At 62.7% G+C, this 19,457-nt stretch carries 14 protein-coding genes and 1 pseudogene; 12 read left to right on the plus strand and 3 right to left on the minus strand.

Features of this window, described 5'->3' with window-relative positions; translation table 11 throughout:
- From VM94_RS29225 to VM94_RS21945, 11 genes and pseudogenes are all read left to right on the plus strand, one after another.
- Positions 1-231: pseudogene (locus VM94_RS29225) on the plus strand (BadF/BadG/BcrA/BcrD ATPase family protein); the annotation flags it as partial.
- 2 nt (positions 232-233) lie between these two features.
- Positions 234-968: a GntR family transcriptional regulator gene (locus VM94_RS21900; protein ID WP_046685618.1), complete on the plus strand. Its 735-nt coding sequence runs from the start codon at positions 234-236 to the stop codon at positions 966-968.
- Positions 965-2,077 (plus strand): N-acetylglucosamine-6-phosphate deacetylase, encoded by a 1,113-nt coding sequence (gene nagA / locus VM94_RS21905; protein WP_046685310.1) that lies wholly within the window; start codon positions 965-967, stop codon positions 2,075-2,077. The genes VM94_RS21900 and nagA overlap by 4 nt, the downstream gene beginning before the upstream one ends.
- The gene (locus tag VM94_RS21910; protein WP_046685311.1) at positions 2,067-3,080 is read left to right on the plus strand and encodes an SIS domain-containing protein; all 1,014 of its coding nucleotides are present in this window, start codon (positions 2,067-2,069) and stop codon (positions 3,078-3,080) included. The genes nagA and VM94_RS21910 overlap by 11 nt, the downstream gene beginning before the upstream one ends.
- 132 nt (positions 3,081-3,212) lie before the next feature.
- Positions 3,213-4,472 (plus strand): ABC transporter substrate-binding protein, encoded by a 1,260-nt coding sequence (locus VM94_RS21915; RefSeq protein WP_046685312.1) that lies wholly within the window; start codon positions 3,213-3,215, stop codon positions 4,470-4,472.
- Between the two features lie 7 nt (positions 4,473-4,479).
- Positions 4,480-5,349, plus strand: coding sequence for a carbohydrate ABC transporter permease (locus tag VM94_RS21920; RefSeq protein WP_046685313.1), 870 nt, complete (start codon positions 4,480-4,482; stop codon positions 5,347-5,349).
- A 2-nt stretch (positions 5,350-5,351) separates the two neighbouring features.
- The gene (locus tag VM94_RS21925; protein WP_046685314.1) at positions 5,352-6,188 is read left to right on the plus strand and encodes a carbohydrate ABC transporter permease; all 837 of its coding nucleotides are present in this window, start codon (positions 5,352-5,354) and stop codon (positions 6,186-6,188) included.
- A 26-nt stretch (positions 6,189-6,214) separates the two neighbouring features.
- Entirely contained in the window at positions 6,215-7,543 is a 1,329-nt protein-coding gene (locus tag VM94_RS21930; protein WP_046685315.1) for an MFS transporter, read from the plus strand.
- A gap of 14 nt (positions 7,544-7,557) precedes the next feature.
- Positions 7,558-8,703, plus strand: a complete 1,146-nt coding sequence (locus tag VM94_RS21935) for an ABC transporter ATP-binding protein (RefSeq protein WP_046685316.1) — start codon at positions 7,558-7,560, stop codon at positions 8,701-8,703.
- Positions 8,704-8,863: 160 nt separating this feature from the next.
- Positions 8,864-10,180, plus strand: a complete 1,317-nt coding sequence (locus tag VM94_RS21940) for a tetratricopeptide repeat protein (protein ID WP_046685317.1) — start codon at positions 8,864-8,866, stop codon at positions 10,178-10,180.
- A gap of 80 nt (positions 10,181-10,260) precedes the next feature.
- Positions 10,261-11,463, plus strand: a complete 1,203-nt coding sequence (locus tag VM94_RS21945; protein ID WP_160309315.1) for a DUF5009 domain-containing protein — start codon at positions 10,261-10,263, stop codon at positions 11,461-11,463.
- On the opposite strand, the gene VM94_RS21950 is transcribed toward VM94_RS21945, so the two are convergent.
- From VM94_RS21950 to VM94_RS21960, 3 genes are all read right to left on the minus strand, one after another.
- Positions 11,460-12,581: an acyltransferase family protein gene (locus tag VM94_RS21950; protein ID WP_046685319.1), complete on the minus strand. Its 1,122-nt coding sequence runs from the start codon at positions 12,579-12,581 to the stop codon at positions 11,460-11,462. The two genes, VM94_RS21945 and VM94_RS21950, sit on opposite strands and share 4 nt — an antisense overlap.
- A 64-nt stretch (positions 12,582-12,645) precedes the next feature.
- The gene (locus VM94_RS21955) at positions 12,646-15,360 is read right to left on the minus strand and encodes a TonB-dependent receptor (protein ID WP_046685320.1); all 2,715 of its coding nucleotides are present in this window, start codon (positions 15,358-15,360) and stop codon (positions 12,646-12,648) included.
- Between the two features lie 177 nt (positions 15,361-15,537).
- The gene (locus VM94_RS21960; RefSeq protein ID WP_052755880.1) at positions 15,538-18,222 is read right to left on the minus strand and encodes a TonB-dependent receptor; all 2,685 of its coding nucleotides are present in this window, start codon (positions 18,220-18,222) and stop codon (positions 15,538-15,540) included.
- Positions 18,223-18,609: 387 nt separating this feature from the next.
- On the opposite strand from VM94_RS21960, the gene VM94_RS21965 reads away from it, so the two are divergent.
- Positions 18,610-19,350, plus strand: a complete 741-nt coding sequence (locus VM94_RS21965; protein WP_046685321.1) for a GntR family transcriptional regulator — start codon at positions 18,610-18,612, stop codon at positions 19,348-19,350.
- The last annotated feature ends 107 nt before the right edge of the window (positions 19,351-19,457 follow it).

Raw genomic sequence — 19,457 nt, forward strand, 5'->3', positions numbered from 1 at the left:
GCCAGCAATGCCGTGGCGCGCACCATCCTGGTCGACGCGGGCCGGCAGATCGCGCTAATCGCCAGGGCGCTCGACCCGGCTGGCGCCTTGCCCGTGGCCCTGTGCGGCGGCCTGGCGGCACCCTTGTCGGGCTACCTGCCGGCGGAACTGTTGCAACTGGTCGTGCCGGCACAGGGCGACTCGGCCGCAGGCGGTCTGCGCCTGATACGCAAGCACTTGCAGGAGCAATGACCATGCTGGCCAAACTGTCCACCTTCAAACCCAATCCGGCCAGCGACACGCCGCTCTACATGCAGCTGGCGAACATGCTGTCGGACGGCATCGCCAGCGGCGACTGGCGCGCCAACCAGGCCCTGCCCTCCGAGCGCGTGCTGTCGGACATCCTGGAAATCTCGCGCGTCACGGCGCGCAAGGCCATCGACATGCTGTGCGACCGGGGCATGCTGACGCGCAAGCGCGGCTCGGGCACCTACATCACGCCCAAGCTGGAACAGCCGCTGTCGCGCCTGACGAGCTTTTCGGAAGAATTGCGCCAGCGGGGCTTTACGGCCGGCTCGCGCTGGCTGCAGCGCGACATCGGCTCGGCCGCGCCGCTGGAACTACTGTCGCTGGGCCTGTCGCCGCACATGCCGGTGGCGCGCTTGCGCCGCTTGCGCACGGCCGATGAAGTGGTGATGGCGATCGAAACGACCACCATCCCCGCCCTGTACATGCCGGACCCGCAGCAGGTGACCGATTCGCTGTACGGCTACCTGGAGTCGCGCGGCACCATCCCGATGCGCGCGCTGCAGCATATCCGCGCCGTCAACGCCACGGCGGAACAGGCCAAGCTGGCCAATATCAAGACGGGTGAAGCCATGCTGCACATCACCCGTGTCAGTTATCTCGACAACGGCGCAGCGGTGGAACTGACCCACTCGTATTGCCGCAGTGATTATTATGAATTCGTAGCGGAGTCGCGCAGATGAGCAGCACTATCAAAGGCAATATCCTTACCCCCGGCGGCTGGATCCACGGCGCCATCGCCTTCGGCGAGCGGGTCGACAGCATCACGGGCGATTCCCTCCACCCGTCGAGCAACAGCGACGACTATATTCTGCCCGGCTTTATCGACCTGCACGTGCATGGCGGTGCCGGCAAGGACATCATGGAAGGCGGCGAAGCCGTCTACACCATCGCGGCCATCCACGCGCGCCACGGCACCACCAGCCTGCTGGCCACCACCATGACGGCGCCGCCGGAAGACATCGACATGGCTCTGACGGCCATCGGCATCGCCGCCAACCACCGCCGCCCGAACACGGCGCGCGTGCTGGGCGCCCACCTGGAAGGCCCGTACATCAACTCCGGCAAGCTCGGTGCGCAGCCGAACTTCGCGCGCGCCGCCACGCTGGCTGAAATCGAGCGCCTGCAAACCTTGGCCAAGCTGCGCGTCATCACCGTGGCGCCGGAAATCGCCGGTCACCTGGACCTGGTGCGCGCCCTGGCCGACGCCGGCGTGCGCGTGCAGATCGGCCACACGCTCGGTTCGTACGAAGACGGCGTGGCCGCGCTGGAACATGGCGCCATGGGTTTCACGCATCTGTTCAACGCCATGAGCGGCCTGCACCACCGCGAGCCGGGCATGGTCGGCGCCGCCCTCGCGCACGCCGAATACGCGGAACTGATTCCCGACCTGCTGCACGTGCATCCGGGCGCCATCAAGGTGGCCCTGCGCGCCATCCCGCGCCTGTACTGCGTTACCGATTCGACGGCCGCCACCGGCATGCCGGACGGCGAATACATGCTGGGCCGCCACGCCGTGCAGAAATGCATGGGCGGCGTGCGCCTGCCCGACGGCACCCTGGCGGGCAGCACCTTGACCCTGGACCAGGCGCTGCGCAACCTGGTGGGACTGGGACTGGACCTGGCCGACGCGTCCAAGCGCGTGTCGACCAACGCCGCCGATTATCTGGGCCTGGAAGAACGCGGCCGGCTGGCCCCCGGCACTTACGCCGATCTGGTGGTACTCGATCGCGATCTCAAACTCAAAGCTGTGTATATAGAAGGAGAAATCTGTGACCTCAATGATGCTTAAAGAAGCCATTTCCGCCGCCGAATGCGTCGCCCTGCAACTGGCCAGCGACACGGAACGCTACGCGGAACTGGGCCGCAAATTGAGGAGCACCTCGTTCTCGACCGCGCTGACCATCGCGCGCGGCAGCTCCGACCACGCCTGCAACTACGTCGCCTACCTGATCATGGCGCGCCTGGGCCGTGTCGTGGCCTCGCTGCCGATGTCGCTGGTCACCCTCAACAAGTCGCCGCTGGTGACGCGCGACACCTTGGCCATCTCGATCTCGCAATCGGGCCAGAGCCCGGACGTGGTCGAACCGATCCGCTACTTCCGCGACGGCGGCGCCACCACCGTGGCCCTCGTCAACGACATCGATTCGCCGCTGGCGCACGCCGCCGAGTGGGCCATGCCCCTGCGCGCCGGCAAGGAGCAAAGCGTCGCCGCCACGAAAAGCTTCATCACCAGCCTCGTCGCCGGTGCGCGCATGGTGGCCCAGTGGCAGAACGACCCCGAACTGCTGGGCGGCCTGGAAGCGCTGCCGGAGGCGCTGCTTGAAGCGACCCGCGTCGACTGGTCGCCGGCCATCGACGTGCTGGCCCCGGCCCGCAACATCATGGTCGTCGGACGCGGCATCAGCTTCCCCGTGGCGCTGGAGTCGGCCTTGAAATTCAAGGAAACCTCGGCCCTGCAGGCGGAAGCGTTCAGCGGCGCCGAAATCAAGCACGGCCCGATGGCCCTGATCGAAGACGGCTACCCGCTGCTGATTTTTGCCACCCGCGGCCCGACCCAGGCCGGCCTGCTGCAACTGGCCAGCGAAATGCGCGGCCGCGGCGCCAAGGTCTTGCTGGCGGCCCCCGCCGACGTGGCCGAGCGCGACCTGACCCTGCCCGTGGCGGCCACGCCGGACCTCGATCCGATCGTCGCCATCCAGTCCTTCTACGTGATGGCGGCCAAGCTGTCTGCCGCGCGCGGCATGGACCCGGATGCGCCGCGTCACTTGAGCAAGGTAACAAAAACAAACTAAGCACTCCCCGGCAGCTGCGCCCCCGGCACGGGGTGCGGCTGCCGGCAGAAGCACCCGAATATAAGCGACGGCAAGGGCATGTACCCGCGCCGCGGACTCATGGACATTGGAGCGCCACGCTCCAGGATAAAAATGACGATCAAGAGACTGTTGGCGGTTGTTGCCTGCGCGGGCCTGCTCGCGCCGCAGGCATGGGCTGCCGAGAAAATCGAATTCTGGACCTTCAGCATGAAGCCCAAGTTCACGCCGTATTTCAATACGGTGGTGGCGCGCTATGAGGCGCAGAATCCTGGCGTCAAGATCGAATGGATCGACTTCCCGTGGGACGTCATCCAGACCAAGCTGGTCACGCGCATCGTGGCCGGCACGCCGCCCGCACTGGTCAGCCTGAACGTGCCCTGGGCCGACGAATTTGCGCGCGACGGCTTGCTCACGCCAGTCGATGGCCTGATCCAGGAAGCGCGCGCCAGCTACATTCCCAGCGCCCTGGACGACTTGCGCTTCAAGGGCCGCACCTACGGTTTTCCCATGTACAGCAATGTCGCGGTGATCGCCTTCAATAGCGCCATCTTCAGGCAGGCGGGCCTCACGCGCGGCCCCGCCAGCCTCGATGAACAGCTGGCGTACGCGCGCCAGATCGCGCAACGCACGGGCAAGGCCGGCATCGCCCCTGCCCTCTCCAAAATCGACGGCCTGTTCATGCAGCAGGGCCTGGCCGTCATCACCGACAACCGCGCCGTCTTCAATTCGCCGCAGCACGTGGCGCTGGTGCAGAAACTGGCCGACACCTACAAGGTCGGTGGCTTATTGAAAGAAAGCCTGTTCGCCGAAGATAATTTCCCGGCCGTGATCGACGCCTACAAGGGCGGTCGCCTGGGCATGCTGCTGGCGCCGCCGACGGCCATGCAGCGCATCCGCAGCGACGCGAAAGACATCTACGCCATCACCGACGTGGCGCCCGCGCCGCTGGGTCCCACCGGCATCGCCGATGGCGGCTGGCTCGTGCATTTCGCCATTCCGAAAGGCGTGCCGGCGCGCCAGCTGCCGTCGGTCGGCAAGTTCGCGCACTTCCTGACGAACGACGAGAACCAACTGGCCTTCGCCAAACAGGCCAGCGTCTTTCCCACCACCGTGAAAGCGGCGGCCGACCCGTTCTTTCTCGCCACGCCGAAAAATGCAGGCGCTGCCGAAAAGGCGGTGGCCGCCGGCGCCCTGTCGATGGGCCACTCGCGCACCCTGTACGTGGCCGGCATCGACGACTACGACGAGTTGCGCCGCTCGCTCGTGAAGGCCGTCGAAGCAGGTGTGACGGGCAAGCAGAACGTCAAGCAGGCGCTGGACCAGGCCGTCGCCATCTGGAACCGCAAGCTGGCCACCCTGCCGCGCCACTAAGGACACCATGAAACTCGCCCACCGCCATACCGTGCAAGCCTGGCTGTTCCTCGCCCCGGCCCTGCTGCTGCTGGCCGCCTTTTCCTTCTGGCCCGTCGGCTACGGCTCCGTGCTGGCGTTTACCGATTACAGCCTGATACGCGAGACGCGCTTCGTCGGCCTCGATAACTTCCGCTACATCTTCAACAACGAGATGTTCGTCTCGGGCCTGAAAAACTCGCTGATGTTCTTGCTGATGGTGCCCTTCGTGCAGGTCGGCGCCATCGTGCTGGCCGTGCTGGTGAATAATCGCCTGCCCGGCATCCGCCTGTTCCGCGCCGCCTTCTACGTGCCGGTGGTGACCACCGTCTCCGTGGTCGGCATCATGTGGGGCTTCATGTTCCATGAACAGGGCGCGCTCAACTACGTGATGATGACGTTAAGGCTGGTGAACGCGCCCGTGGGCTGGCTGACGAACGACAGCCTGGCCCTGTTTGCCGTCATGTTCGTCACCCTGTGGCGCGGCCTGGGCTGGTACATGGTGATGTACCTGGCGGCGCTGCAATCGATCCCGTCGGACATGCAGGAAGCGGCCATGCTCGATGGCGCCAACCACTGGCAGCGCTTCTGGAAGATCACCGTGCCGATGCTGCGCCCGACCATCATGCTGTGCTCCATCCTGTCCGTGCTGGCGGCCCTGAAGGCGTACCAGGAAGTCGACGTGCTGACCCAGGGCGGGCCGATGAATTCGACTTTCACGGCGCTGTACTACGCGTATGACCAGGGTCTGAAGCACTTGAAACTGCCGCGCGCGCTGGCGGCCAGCTTCGTCGTCTCGCTGTTCTGCATCGGCATCGCCCTGCTGTGCCTGCGCTATCTGAAACCGAAGCACCGCTGACCATGAAAAAACGTTCCCGCCCCCTGACAACGCGCCTGCACATCCTGGGCCACTACGCCGTGCTGTGCGCGATCGCCGTCGTCTGCGTCTTCCCGTTCTGGTGGACACTGGTGACGGCCATTTCCACGGAAGGCAATATCTTCGCCTTCCCGCCCACCTTCTGGCCGAAGGCACCGTCATTCGACAACTTCATCGAAGTGTTCAAGGCGATCCCGATCTGGTCCTTCTTCAAGAATTCCGTGCTGATCGCCGTGTTTACCGTGTTCTGGAAACTGCTGCTGTGTTCACTGGCCGCGTATCCGCTGGCGCGCCTGAAATTCCGCGGCCGCAAACTCGTGTTCGGCCTGATCCTGGCCACGCTGGTGCTGCCGTCCGAGGTCAACTTCCTCGTCAACTTCATCACCATCACGCAAATGAGCCTGGTCGACACCTACACGGGCGTGATCCTGCCCAACGTGGTGACGGCCGTGGCCATCTTGCTGCTCAAGCAGGCGTTCGAGGAAGTGCCGCAAGACCTGATCGACGCGGCGCGTGTCGATGGCGCGTCCGAATGGGTCATCTTCAGCCGCATCATGCTGCCCCTGATTACGCCATGGCTGGCCACCGTCGGCATCCTGACGGCCGTCGAATCGTGGAATGAATACATCTGGCCGTCCATCGTCATGAGCAAGCCCGATGAATTTCCCCTGTCGGTGGGCGTGCTGTACTTGCGCGGCACCTTCGGCAGCAGCACGCGCGTGATCGCGGCCGGCACCCTGATCACTATCGTGCCGACCCTGCTCGCCTTCCTGTTTACCCAACGCTTCTTCATGCGCGGCATGGACGGCGCAGTCAAATGAAAACGTCTCTCGATAAGGAAGCCTCCATGCACGACCAGCGCATCAGCATCAGCAAGAAAGTCCGCAGCCCGATCACCTGGGTGCCTACCTTGTACTTCGCCCAGGGCTTGCCGTTCTACGCCGTGGCCCTGGTGGCCGGCCTGATGTTCAAGAGCATGGGCGTGCCGAACGACCAGATTGCCCGCTGGACGGGCCTGATCGGCTTTGCCTGGGTCTTCAAGTCGCTGTGGAGCCCCTTCCTGGAGCTGACGTCGAGCAAGAAGACCATGGTGGTGCTGTTCCAGTTCCTTGGCGGCCTGAGCCTGGGCCTGATCGCGCTGGCGCTGCAAACGCCGCTGTGGTTCGCCGCCTGCATCGCCGTGCTGTTCGTCGCCGCGCTGGCCTCGTCCACGCACGACATCGTTTGCGACGGCCTGTATATCGCCAGCCTGTCGGACAAGCAGCAGGCGGCCTACGCGGGCTGGCAAGGCGCCTTCTTCAATGCCGGCAAATTCATCTCGCTGGGCGGCCTGGTGATCCTGGCCGGCTACCTGGAGAAGAAAATCGGCGTCAAGCCCGCCTGGTCGGTGATCTTCCTGATCATCGGCGCCATGATGCTGTCGCTGGCCGCCTACCACCTGTGGGCGCTGCCGCAGGTGCGCAACGCGGCCGTGGCCGACAAGAGCGTGGCTGGCATCAGCCGCACCTTGTGGGACGTGCTGGTGGACTTCCTGAAAAAACCCGGCATCTGGGGCATGATCGCCTTCATCATCCTGTTTCGCGCGGGCGAGGCGCAAGTGCAGACCATCGGCCCGCTGTTCCTGCGCGAAGCGCGCGAGCTTGGAGGGCTGGGCCTGTCGACGACGGAAGTGGGCGCCGTGTATGGCACGGCCGGCACCGTCGCCTTCCTGCTGGGCAGCATCGGCGGCGGCTACTTCACATCGTGGCTGGGCCTGAAACGCGCCATGTTCTTCCTGATCCTGGCCATGAACTTGCCGAACCTGGTGTTCTACTACCTGAGCCACAGCATGCCGACCGACCTGACCCTGATCACGGCCGCGCTCAGCGTGGAGATGTTCGGCTATGGTTTCGGCTTCGTCGGCCTGATCCTGTTCATGATGCAGGTCGTCTCGGTCGGCAAGTACCAGACGGCCCACTATGCGTTCGCCACCGGCGTGATGCAGCTGGGTTCCGTGCTGTTCAAGATGATCAGCGGCGACATCCAGACGGCGCTCGGCTACAAGACTTTCTTCCTGTGGGTGCTGGTGTCGGCCGTGCCCGTACTGATCCTGTCGCGCTTCATGCGCATCGGCCCGAAGGATACCTCCGACCCATCTGATGCCGGCGCCACCTCTGCGCCGGCCAGCGCAAGCTAGGATAGAAGCACTTCATGGCACATATCGTTTTAAAGAACATCGTCAAGCTGTACGACGACAAGCACCCCGTCATCCACGGCATCGACCTCGATATCCGCGACGGCGAATTCGTCGTCTTCGTGGGACCGTCCGGCTGCGGCAAATCGACCCTGCTGCGCATGATCGCCGGGCTGGAAGACATCACGGATGGCGAGCTGCATATCGGCGGCCAGCTGGCCAACGATATCGCCCCGGCCGAGCGGGGCCTGGCCATGGTTTTCCAGAGCTACGCCCTGTATCCGCACATGACGGTATTCGAGAACATGGCCTTCGCCCTCTCGCTGGCGGGGCATAAAAAGGCCGAGGTGCGCATCGCCGTCGAGCGCGCGGCCGAGATCCTGCAGATCACGCCGCTGTTGAAACGCAAGCCGAAGGACCTGTCGGGCGGCCAGCGTCAGCGCGTGGCCATCGGCCGCGCCATCGTGCGCAAACCCAAGGTTTTTCTCTTCGACGAACCGCTGTCGAACCTCGATGCATCGTTGCGCGTGCAGATGCGCGTGGAAATCTCGCGCCTGCACCAGGAATTGAAGACGACCATGATCTACGTCACGCACGACCAGGTCGAGGCCATGACCCTGGGCGAGCGCATCGTCGTCTTCAACGGCGGGCGCATCGAACAGGTGGGCAGTCCGCACGAGCTGTATAACAATCCCGGCAACCTGTTCGTGGCCGGCTTCCTCGGCGCGCCGAAGATGAATTTCGTCGCTTGCGAGGCCGTCGCCTCTGGCCCCGGCTCCGTGACCGTGCGCCTGCCCGGCGGCGCCGTCATCGACGTCGAAGCGCAGGGCGAGACCGTGGCGCCGGGCGACCAGCTGACCCTGGGCGTACGGGCCGAGCATGTCAGCCTGCAGCACGGCAGCAATGCGGGCGACAATGTGGTGGACGCGGCCGTCAGCCATGTGGAATACCTGGGCGACGTGGCCATCGTTTACGCCAGCATGCCGGGGGTGAACGATATGCTGGCCGAAATGCTGGCCGTTAAGCTGCCGGCCGAGGAAGGCATGCGCCACGCGGGCGACGCCATGCGCCTGCACCTGCCGCCGCAGCGCTGCCTGCTGTTCGATGCCAAAGGGCAAGCCCTGGCGCGCACGTTTGCCGCACCCGCTCAGCCGTTTATGTGACAATAGCCGTTTTGTATCATGCCGCTTCTGTTTGACTTGTGCAGGCAGACTGGCATGAATGTGTTTTTTCGAGCTTCCTTGCCCCTCTGGCAATGCTACTACACGATGTTGCGGCTGCCAGTGCCGGTGCGTATTTTTGTTATTGATTGAAGGATTGACCATGTCCCAATTCCGTCTTGCACGCCTTAGCCTGCTCCTGGCCGCCATCGGCCTGAATGTCTTGCCAGCCCTGTCGCACGCGCAGGAGGCCAAGCCGGCCGCCGCTGCAGGTGCGCCTGCCGCCGCGCCTGCCGATACGGTGCGCCCTGAAGTGTTCAAGCTGCTCGATCCGGACGCCGTGAAGGCGTCGATGGATGCGAAAAACTACGCCGACGTGCAAAGCCGCATCGACCAGGCCGCCGCCATCCCGGCCCTGACGCCGTACGAATTGTTCGTGCTGAACCGCCTGCGCGTAGCGCTGGCGTCGACCACCAACAATGCGCCGATGGCCATGACGGCACTGGAAGCGGTCATCGAATCGGGCAAGCTGGAAAAAAAGGTACAAGGCGATTTCATCCAGGCGCTGGCCAACTACCACTACAACGCCAAGGATTATCCGAACGCCATCAAATGGTTCACCCGCTACCAGACGGAAACCGGCGATGTGGCTGGCGTGCGCCAGTACATCATCCGCGCCTACTACTTCAGCAATGATTTCGCGCGCGCGAAACAGGAACTGATGGCAGACCTGACGGCCAAGCAGCAAGCGGGCAAGACCCCGACAATCGAAGAACTGCAATTGCTGGCCAACACGGGTTCGAAAAGCAAGGATCCAGCCACCTACCTGGTCGCCATGGAAAACCTGGTGCGCTACTACCCGTCGGATGACTACTGGAGCGATTTGCTGAGCCGCACGCAAGGCAAGGCCGGCTATTCCGACCGTTTCGCGCTCGACGTGCTGCGCCTGCAATTCAAGGCCGTGGGCACCATGCCGCCGCAAGATTACAGCGACATGGCTGAAATCGCCTTGCAGAACGCTTTCCCGACGGAAGCGAAAAAAGTCCTCGACGCGGGCTTTGCCAAAGGCGTGCTGGGCACGGGCGCAAATGCCGCCAAGCACAAGAAACTGCGCGACCAGGCCAACAAGGCTGCCGCCGACGATGCGAAAAACATCGCCAGCGGTGAAGCATCGGCCATGAAGAGCAAGGATGGCACGGGCTTGATCAACCTCGGCTACGCCTTCGTGACGATGGACCAGTTCGACAAAGGTATCGACCTGATCCAGAAAGGCATCGCCAAGGGCGGCCTGAAGCGTCCAGAAGACGCCAAGCTGCGCCTCGGTTACTCCTACGCGATGGCCGGCAAGAAAGACGACGCCATCAAGGTACTGGAAACGGTCAAGGGCGGCGATGGCGTGGGCGACCTGGCCCGCTACTGGATCCTGTGGCTGAACCGTCCTGCCACGGCAGCGGCGGCGCCGGCAGCAGCGGCACAGTAATTCCCGCTCCCAGCAATATGCGCAAGGCAGTTCCCGGTTCACGCCGGGGCTGCTTTTTTTTCGACCTTTTTCCTTATTCCATGCCGCCAGCCACCGTCGCCACAGCCACCGCCGCCGAACGATTGACCAGCCTCGATGCCTTCCGCGGCTGCGTGATCGTCATCATGATCTGGGTCAACTACCTGGCCGGCATGCCCGGCATCGCCTGGTGGCTCGAGCATGCGGCCCCCCGCGCCGACGGCATCACATTGCCCGACCTGGTCTTTCCCGGTTTCCTGTTCATGGTCGGCATGGCCATACCGCTGGCCTTGCAGCGCCATTGCAGCCATGTCACGCCAGCCTTGCTGGGACGCCTGCTGTGGCGCTCGGCCAGCCTGATGCTGGCCGGCGTGGTGCTGGCCAACGCCTACCGCTACGATGCGCAGGCGGCGCCGCTGCCGCACGCCATATACTTCCTGCTGTTTTACGTGGCCATGATGCTGCTGTGGCGCCAAGGCGCGGGCAAGCTGGAGCTGGCTGCAGGCGGCATCCTGATGCTGTTCCTGCTGGCAACGTTCCGCGGGGAGCTGAACAGCGAGTTTTCCAGCACCTGGCTGCAACCGTCGTGGTGGGGCATCCTCGGCATGATAGGCTGGTCCTATTTGCTGTGCAGCCTGCTGTACCTGGCATGCCGGGGCAGCGGCACGGCGCTGATGGGCGTATTTTCCCTGCTGCTCGTGCTGTACATGGGCGGCACGGCGGGTAGCCTCGATTTCCTGCCTGCAGGCATCAACGCCTTCGTCAACGTGCCGCAAGTGCTCGGTTCGACGGCGGCCAACGTACTGGCAGGCACCCTGGTGGGCCAGCTGTTCCTGCGCGGCGCCGCCCTGAGCCATGGGCAGCGCATCCGTTTCATGGCGTGGTTCGCGCTGGGCCTGTTCGCGGCCGGCATGCTGCTGCGGCCGTATCACCACATCAACAAGATCGCGGCAACGGAATCCTACACGCTCGTGTGCAGCGCCCTCGTCCTGGCCCTGTTCCTCGTGTTTTATGTCGTCATCGACGTGTGGCGCTGGCGCGCCTGGGCCGTGGTGCTCTTGCCCGCTGGCACCAATGCCCTGTTCGCCTACATCGTGCCCGACCTGTGGCAGCAACTGGCGGCCGTGCTGCACTTGCCGCGCTTCTGGTGGCCGTACTGGGAAACGGGCGGCGCGGCCGGCCTGTGGAACGCGGCCGCCGTCACCGCCCTGATGCTGCTCTTCACCGCACTGGCCACGCGCTACGGCCTGAAATTGAAATTCTAGACCTTGATGTAGATCTTGCGCTTGTCCATGACATAGGCGATCAGCCAGCACAGCAGCATGAAGCTGACGGCAAACAGCAAGGAGCCCACGCGCGCCGGCGCCCAGCCCGTAAACCAGTGCTGGTACAGCCACTGGTACAGATTGCCGCCACCGATGCGCACGGTAAACGCGATGATCACCAGCACTTCCGACACCAGGTAAATGAACAGCGTGTTCTTGCCGAAGACTTCAAAAAAGTAGGTCCAGCCCGTGATCTTGCGCACGTCGATGACAAGCATCAGCAGCGCCAGCAGCAGCAAGTCCAGGCCGATACCGAGCATCACGTAAGAGCTGGTCCACAGCTTCTTGTTGATCGGGAACACTTCGTTCCAGCACAGGGCCACGGCCACGCAGATGACGCCAGCCACCACCAGCCGATACAACGCGGCACGCAGCTGCGCCGGCGCCGTCTGGCGCACGAAGCTGCCCGCCAGGTAGCCGGCAATCACATTGACAATCGATGGCAAGGTGCCGAGGATGCCTTCCGGATCGAAGGCGATGCCTTCGCCGTGGTACAGGTGGCTGTCGCCCAGCAAGATCAGGTCCAGCTTGGCCGGCGCGTTGCCGTGCAAGCTGTAGTCGCCCCACGTCGCCAGGATGGCCCAGTAGCCGAGCAAGGCGCAGGCGCTGAAGACGAGCGCACCGTGCGTCTTCCAGTAGTGGAGGATCAGGGAAGCGGCCAGGTAGCACACAGCGATGCGCTGCAGCACGCCGGGTATGCGCGTGTGCGACAGCGGCGACCAGGCGAACTGGCCCGCATCATCGATCTTGAAGAAGGGAAACCAGTACAACAGGAAACCCAGTAAAAAGATCAGCGCGCTGCGCTGGCACAGCTTGGCCAGCACGGCGCCATGGCCGAGATTTTCATACTTTCCCAGGGCAAAGGCCAGCGCATTGCCGACGACAAACAAAAAGCTGGGAAACACCAGGTCCGTGAGGGTAAAGCCATGCCATTCGGCATGCAAGAACGGCGCATACACGCTGCCCCAGTCGCCCGGAGTATTGACGACGATCATCAGGGCGACGGTCAGGCCCCGCAGGACGTCGAGGGCGAGGTAGCGTTGGGAAGCAATAGTCATGGTCAAACAATTCCAAAAGAAAAAAGCCGACTCCCCGCTTGTGGCGGAAAGCCGGTAAAAAAAACTATAACTTGGCGCGCAAACCAAAATAGAATTGACGGCCGTTCGAGTACAGGGCCGTCGGCTGGTCCTGGTTGTCGCCGTAATACTTGAGCACCGGATTATTCAGGTTCAGCACATCGAAGGTCAGCGAATAGCGCTCGTCGATCTTGTAGTTGAGCGACGCGGCCAGGTTGCCCACGCCGTGCACGTACTGGGGCGAGCTGCTGAACAGGCCGGCCAGGAAGCTGGAGCGGTAGGTATAGGCCAGGCGCGCACTCAGGCGCTCATCCTCGTAATAGCCTTCCAGGTTGTAGGTGCCGCGCGAGCTGCCCACCACGGCGGCGCCATCGTCGGCCTTGCCATTCGTATAGGTGTAGTTGCCCACCACGCCGAAACCGCCCCACAAGCCCTGCTGGTAACTGAGTTCCACGCCCTTGTTCTTGGCGCCGATATTCGTCGGCGACTGGATCACATAGGTGTTGAATTTCTTGAAGGTATTATTGTAGTAGCTCACGGGCGCCGTACCAAACGTCACGTACGATTTCATGTCCATGTAAAAAGCGCCGACCGACAGCATGGCCTTCGGTGCGAAATACCATTCCAGGGTCGCATCGTAGTTGGTCGAGCGTATCGGTTTCAAGTCCGGATTGCCGCCCGTGCCCGTCAGCAGTTGGTCGTTCAGGTTGACGGCACCCACCAGCGCGCTGTAGTCGGCGCGCGCCATGGTTTTCGCCACGGCCGCGCGGGCCACCAGCTCCTTGCTCAAGTCAAACTTGATATTCGCGCTGGGCAGCACATCCGTGTAGCTGTGCTTGACGACGGTGGGCGTGTAGGTGCCGAAAATATTTTCCTGGCCGATAGGATTTTCGCCGCCCGGCACATTCGTCACCGTCGTCTGCTGTGTGCGCACGACGCGCACGCCCACGTTGCCGCGCCACTTGTTGCCGGCCAGGTTGGCCATGATGTAGGCCGCGCTATCCTTTTCCTTCACGTCCAGCTCGGCCGGCCAGTTGCGCGAATTCGGCCCGCCCGAATTGTCGTATTTGTTGGCCCACGCCACCAGGTCGGCCGGATCGAGCTGCCAGTAGCGGCCCTGCGCGCTGCCGCCCAGGCCCTTGCCGTAATCGCCGGGATAGGTGCCGCCATTCCACTTCGGCAAGGGCGCATTCGTCGTGCCATCGCAGACGGCACAGCTGCGGTTTTCCGGCCAGGACACATTGCGGTGGTGTTCCGCGTAGCGCGCGCCGAATTTCAACGACTCCAGCACGCCGTAATCCATGCTCAGCTCGCCATCGGCCTGGCCATATTTTTCCGTATCCAGGGTTTCCACATGCGAACCCCAGGCCGATGCCGTCACCGCGTTGGAGAATTTGGAAATGTCGAGGCCCGGAAAATTCAGCCTGGCCGGCGACAGGCCGTTCAGCTGGTAGGACACGCCCACGCCCGTCAAGCCCGCCTCATAGCCGAGGTCGACTGGCGTCTCGCCAATGCCGCGCGTGTAGCCGAGGCTGCCCGTGATGCGCAGGCGCTCGCTGGCGCGGTAGCTGCCGTTGAAATCGATATAGGCGGTCGAGGAGTTCGAACCGGGACGGTAGATCTGGTCGACCAGGGCCGGATACAGCTGGCCGTTATACGGCGTGGTGGCGTTGGCCGCAGGAAACTGCGACGCGGGAAAATCGGCCGCCACCAGGGTGTTGTTCTTGACCGTAAACCTACTGGGAATCACGCCCACGTGCTTGCCGTCATTGTCGACGGCATTCAGGTTGGCGCCCGGCTGGTTATAAAAGCTGCGGTTGTAATTGGCCGCGTCCAGCTTGGAATAGAAGCCGTTAACGTCCAGCATCAGATCGGAAGTAGGCTTGAATTGCAGGTCGACGCTGCCGCCCTGGCGCTTGCGCACTTGCTCGAACAGGGCCGAGTTGATGCCCAGCGGCGCCAGCACGCCGGCCAGTTCCGGATATTTCTGCGCGGCCGGGCTGTTGGCGTCGATGGCGCCATAGCCGAAGAATTCCTGGCCATCGCGGCGCTCGTGGCGTTTTTCGGAAAACACCTGGAACAGCACACCCATGGTCTTCGCTTCATTCTTCCAGTTGAACAAGGCATTCATTTGCGGATCGGTCTTGCCCGGCAAGTCCGCATAGATGGCCTGCACGGCCAGCTCGGCCGTAAACGGCTGCTTGAAACTGAGCGGCTTGCGCGTCTCGATATTGATGGAGCCGGCCACGCCCCCTTCCACCAGGTCCGCCTGCGCGCTCTTTTGCACGGTGACCCGGCTGACGATTTCCGACGGCAGCAAGGCAAAGCTAACGCTGCGCCCCACGGTGCCCACCTGGTCCGTGACGAACCAGTCGCCCGTGCCCACGGCGTGGCCATTGATCAGGGTTTGCGTCAGGCTGGGGCTGGTGCCGCGGATGCTGACCCGGTCATTTTCCGAGAAGCCGCCCTCGCCGCCTGCCGACGAGGAAATATTCACGCCCGGCACGCGCTGCACGGCATCGGCCACGTTCTTGTCGGGCAGCTTGCCGATGTCTTCCGCGCTGACGACGTCGATCACGGAATCGCTGTTGCGCTTCTGGCTCAGCGACTGTTCCAGCGAGGCGCGGATGCCGGTGACGACGACTTCCTGCATGGCCGGAGCGGCGGACTGGGCCTGCTGCGCCTGGGCCGCCATGCTCATGGACAGCAAGGCGGCAGCGGCGGCGATGGGGTGTAGTACGGGGTGCAAACGACTGTTCATAGACTCCTCGTTATAGATGTCCGCCACGGTGGCGGGACGGTTTTATATGAGTACAGACGGCAGGCGCCCAGCCAGCGGGCGTCGAAAAAAAAGGCAAGCTCCTGAAACAGGAACTTGCCTTGAAAAGACCGAGGAAGACCGGGCCTGAGGCGGGTGCATCAGGCCGGATCGTCGTGCTTACAGCTTGGCGCGCAGGCCCAGGTAGAAGGTACGGCCATTGCTATAGAAAGCGCGTGGCTGATCCTTGTTTTCCGCGTACATCTTGATGGTCGTGTTCGTCAAGTTAAGCGCATCGAACGTGATCGTGAAGTGTTCGTTGATCTTGTAGTTGAGCGAACCGGCCAGGCCGCCCGCGCCGGCAACGTGCTGGCTCGCGCCACGGTCCACGCCCGCCTTGTAGGCGGAACGGTAGTTGTAGGCCAGGCGTGCGCTGAGGGCGTTAGCTTCGTAGAAGGCCGTCAGGTTGTACGTGCTGCGCGATGCATTGACCAGTTCATCACCATTGTCCAGCTTGCCGTCGGCATAGGTGTAGTTGGCCAGGATGCCGAAGTCGCCGAACAGCGGTTGCTGGTAGCTGAATTCCGCGCCCTTGTTCTTGCCGCTGGTATTGAATGGCGACGTGATCTGGTACACGGCATTGGCATTGCGCTTGCTGTTGAAGTACGTGGCGTTGACGGTACCGTTCGACACGACCGATTTCAGGTCCATGTAGAACAGGCCCACCGAGAAAGCCGACCTCGGTGCGAAATACCATTCGGCGCTGACTTCGGCGTTGTCCGACTTGACCGGGTTCAGGTTGACGTTGCCGCCGCTGCCGCTCAGGGCATCGTCATTCAGCGATACCGAACCGCCCAGCGCGCTGTAGTCGGGACGGGCGATGGTGCGGGCCACGGCGGCGCGCACGACCAGGTCGTTGCGCACATCGAACTTGATGTTGGCGCTCGGCAGGTAGTCGTTGTAGCTGCGCTCATACAGGTGCTGCGAGTACGCGCCCCAGTCGGAACCGGTGATCGGGCCGCCGGCCTGGTTCACCAGGGTCGACTGCTTGGTGTGGACGGCGCGCAGGCCGAAGTTACCGCTCCAGTTGTCGCCCGTCAGGTTGGCCATGGCGTAGACAGCCGAGGTTTTTTCCTTCAGCTTGAACTCGTCGGTCCAGTTATGGCGGCGCACGTAGTCGAACAGGCGGTTGCCAGGTGCGGCGCCCCACGCGCCCAGTGCCGAACCGTCGTACTTGAAGTAGTTGCTCGACAGGTTGCCGCCCAGGTTGTTGGCGAAGTCGCTCGGGTACATCGAGCCATTCCACGCCGGACCTGGATTGGAGAAGCCCAGGGCGCCCGGACGGGTTTCAAACGGATGCTCGGCATCGCGCTTGTGATCGGTCAAACGGCCGCCGAACTTGACCGAATCCCAGATACCGGAAGACAGGCGCAGCTCCGCATCGATCTGGGCATATTTTTCCTGGTCGACGGAACGCGATTCGCCGCCGCCGGCCCATGCTGTCGAGCCTGGCTTGTTGGTAGTTCCGCCAGGATAGGAAACGCTGGCCGGGCTCAAGCCGTTCAATTGATACACCATGCCGCCATCGACGTTGTTCTGGTAGTACACATCGTCGCGGTCATAACCGACGCCGTGGGTCTTGCCCAGTTTACCCGTCAGTGTCAGGTCCTTGGTGGCGCGGTACTTGAAGTTGAAATCGAGATAGTACGATTCGCCGCCAGCGTCAGGACGGTAGATATTGTCGACTTCGCCCGAGTTCCTGGCGAAGGTGGCGCCTGTCAGCGTGCCATTCTTGACCGTGTAGTTGGTCGGCACCTGGCCCGTCGACACGCCTTTGTCGTCGGTGCTGTTGATCGAGTTGGCAGGCGCAGCAAGCCAGTTGGTGTTTTGATGCGGCGCCTTCAGTTGCGAGTAGAAGCCGTTCACATCCAGGGTCAAGTCCTTGCTGGGCTTGAATTCGATGTCGAATGCGCCGCCTTCGCGGGTTTTCTTTTGCTCGAACAGGCTGGCGCCGATAAAGGTCGGCACTTTCACGCCAGCCAGTTCAGGATGGGCCTTGGCCGCGTTGCTGCCTGCGGCGATCGGCGTGTAGCCGAGGATTTCCTGGCCATCGCGGCGCACGGTCGATTTTTGCGAAAAGCCTTGCAGCATGATGCCCAGGGTATTCGTGTCATTCTTCCAGTTCACCAGGCCGGAGAACTGCGGGTCGGTCTTGCCGGCCAGGTCATTGTGGAAAGCCTGGATGGAGCCTTCCGCTGTGATCTGGTTCTTGAATTCCAGCGGACGGCGGGTGATCACGTCGATCACGCCCGAAACGCCGCCTTCAGGCAGGTCCGCCGTGGCGCTCTTGTGCACGACAACGGAGCTCACCAGTTCCGATGGCAGCAGGGAAAAGCTGCTGCTGCGGCCGACGTTGCCGCCGAATTGGTTCAGCACGAACCAGTCGCCCGTGCTGATGGCGTGGCCGTTGAACAGGGTTTGCTGGAAGCTGGGGCTGGTGCCGCGCAGGCTGACGCGGTCGTTTTCGCCGAAGCCGCCTTCGCCACCGGCAGACGATTGGGTATTCACACCTGGCAGGCGCTGGATCGCGTCAGCCACGTTACGGTCTGGCATCTTGCCGATATCTTCGGCGGTGACCACTTCCACCACGGAATCCGCATTACGTTTTTGCTTCAGCGATTTTTCCAGCGAGGCACGCACGCCGGTCACCGTCACCACGGTGGCCACGTCTTCGGCTGGCGCTTCCTGCGCCTGTGCCGAAAAGGACAGGCCGGCGACCATCACGGCAACGGCCGCAGCGATCGGCGTACGGCTACGCGAGCCGGATTTCACGACGGCAGCTGCAGGTGTCAAATTGCGTTTCATGTACTCCCCCTTGATTTAGGCTCCAGGATTGGAACCTTTTCATTTTTAACGTAGGTCTTCTTTCCAGCCCGCCACTCTCACCGGCATGCTGCAGACCCTTCGGCACAACCACTTACAAAACCAATTCAACGCCAATATACTACTATCCAATACCAGAATACTACCAGTTGCAACTTTTTTTTTATAACGTTGTTTGAATCACACAGACCACTTCAGCTGAATCAATCTGTAGCCCGTAAGACCGGGGAAAATACCAGTAAGGGCACGTATAAATTGCCGGCCTGATAATTCAAATTGGTTTTACAACGGTCTTTTTTGGTATTATCCAGCGACACAAAACAGATACAGAGCGCGTCTGCAACGCGCCGTAACGGAGACCCTCAGCGTATGACAACCCTGGCTCACATCATGCAAGGCCTGGGGCAGACGAGTAGCCTGCCCCTGTACCAGCAACTGCAGCGCGCGCTGCGCGAAGCGATCGACAAGCGCATCCTCGGTCCCGACGAAGCCCTGCCGGCCGAACGCCAGCTGGCCAGCGACCTGGCCGTCTCGCGCATCACCGTGCGCAAGGCCATCGATGGCCTCGTCAACGAGGGCTTGCTGGTGCGCCGCCCCGGCTCGGGCAATTTCATCAATACGCGCATCGAGAAAAACTTCGCCAAGCTGACTTCGTTTTCCGAGGACATGCGGGCGCGTGGGCGTACGCCGCGCAGCGTGTGGCTCAAGCGCGCAGAAGGCACCGTGACGCCGGAAGAGGCCTTGCGCCTGCGGCTGTCGCCGGGCGCGCCCGTGTACCGCTTCCACCGCATCCGATATGCGGACGAGGTGCCGATGTGCCTGGAATACGCAACCATCGTCGCCAGCTGCCTGCCGGCGCTCGACGCCGTCGATATCTCCATGTATGACGCGCTGGAACAGGCGGGCAACCGGCCCGTGCGCGCCTTGCAGCGGCTGAGCGCGCTTTTATTGACGGGAGAGCAGGCCAGCCTGCTGCAGGCGGAAGAAGGCGACGCGGGCTTGTCGGTGGAAAGGCTGGGCTTTTTGCGCGATGGCCGCGCCGTGGAATTTTGCCGCTCCTACTTCCGCGGCGATATGTATGACTTCGTGGCGGAATTAAGTACCAATTAATATCAACTGCCCCATTTCGCCAATACCAGATAACACGACTTATTGCAGTGCAATATATATATACCGGCAAAGCGCCGGATATATGCACGGCAATGGTGCAGTCATCG

Source organism: Janthinobacterium sp. KBS0711 (genome assembly GCF_000988085.1).
Classification (GTDB): Bacteria; Pseudomonadota; Gammaproteobacteria; order Burkholderiales; family Burkholderiaceae_D; genus Janthinobacterium; species Janthinobacterium lividum_E.

Bases quoted from the DNA above. Each gene is read 5' to 3' on its own strand.
- VM94_RS21935 (WP_046685316.1), top strand. From the start codon at position 7,558: ATGGCACATATCGTTTTAAAGAACATCGTCAAGCTGTACGACGACAAG.
- VM94_RS21945 (WP_160309315.1), top strand. From the start codon at position 10,261: ATGCCGCCAGCCACCGTCGCCACAGCCACCGCCGCCGAACGATTGACC.
- VM94_RS21965 (WP_046685321.1), top strand. From the start codon at position 18,610: ATGACAACCCTGGCTCACATCATGCAAGGCCTGGGGCAGACGAGTAGC.
- VM94_RS21955 (WP_046685320.1), bottom strand. From the start codon at position 15,360: ATGAACAGTCGTTTGCACCCCGTACTACACCCCATCGCCGCCGCTGCC.
- VM94_RS21930 (WP_046685315.1), top strand. From the start codon at position 6,215: ATGCACGACCAGCGCATCAGCATCAGCAAGAAAGTCCGCAGCCCGATC.
- VM94_RS21915 (WP_046685312.1), top strand. From the start codon at position 3,213: ATGACGATCAAGAGACTGTTGGCGGTTGTTGCCTGCGCGGGCCTGCTC.
- VM94_RS21950 (WP_046685319.1), bottom strand. From the start codon at position 12,581: ATGACTATTGCTTCCCAACGCTACCTCGCCCTCGACGTCCTGCGGGGC.
- VM94_RS21960 (WP_052755880.1), bottom strand. From the start codon at position 18,222: ATGAAACGCAATTTGACACCTGCAGCTGCCGTCGTGAAATCCGGCTCG.
- VM94_RS21910 (WP_046685311.1), top strand. From the start codon at position 2,067: ATGATGCTTAAAGAAGCCATTTCCGCCGCCGAATGCGTCGCCCTGCAA.
- nagA (WP_046685310.1), top strand. From the start codon at position 965: ATGAGCAGCACTATCAAAGGCAATATCCTTACCCCCGGCGGCTGGATC.
- VM94_RS21900 (WP_046685618.1), top strand. From the start codon at position 234: ATGCTGGCCAAACTGTCCACCTTCAAACCCAATCCGGCCAGCGACACG.
- VM94_RS21920 (WP_046685313.1), top strand. From the start codon at position 4,480: ATGAAACTCGCCCACCGCCATACCGTGCAAGCCTGGCTGTTCCTCGCC.
- VM94_RS21925 (WP_046685314.1), top strand. From the start codon at position 5,352: ATGAAAAAACGTTCCCGCCCCCTGACAACGCGCCTGCACATCCTGGGC.
- VM94_RS21940 (WP_046685317.1), top strand. From the start codon at position 8,864: ATGTCCCAATTCCGTCTTGCACGCCTTAGCCTGCTCCTGGCCGCCATC.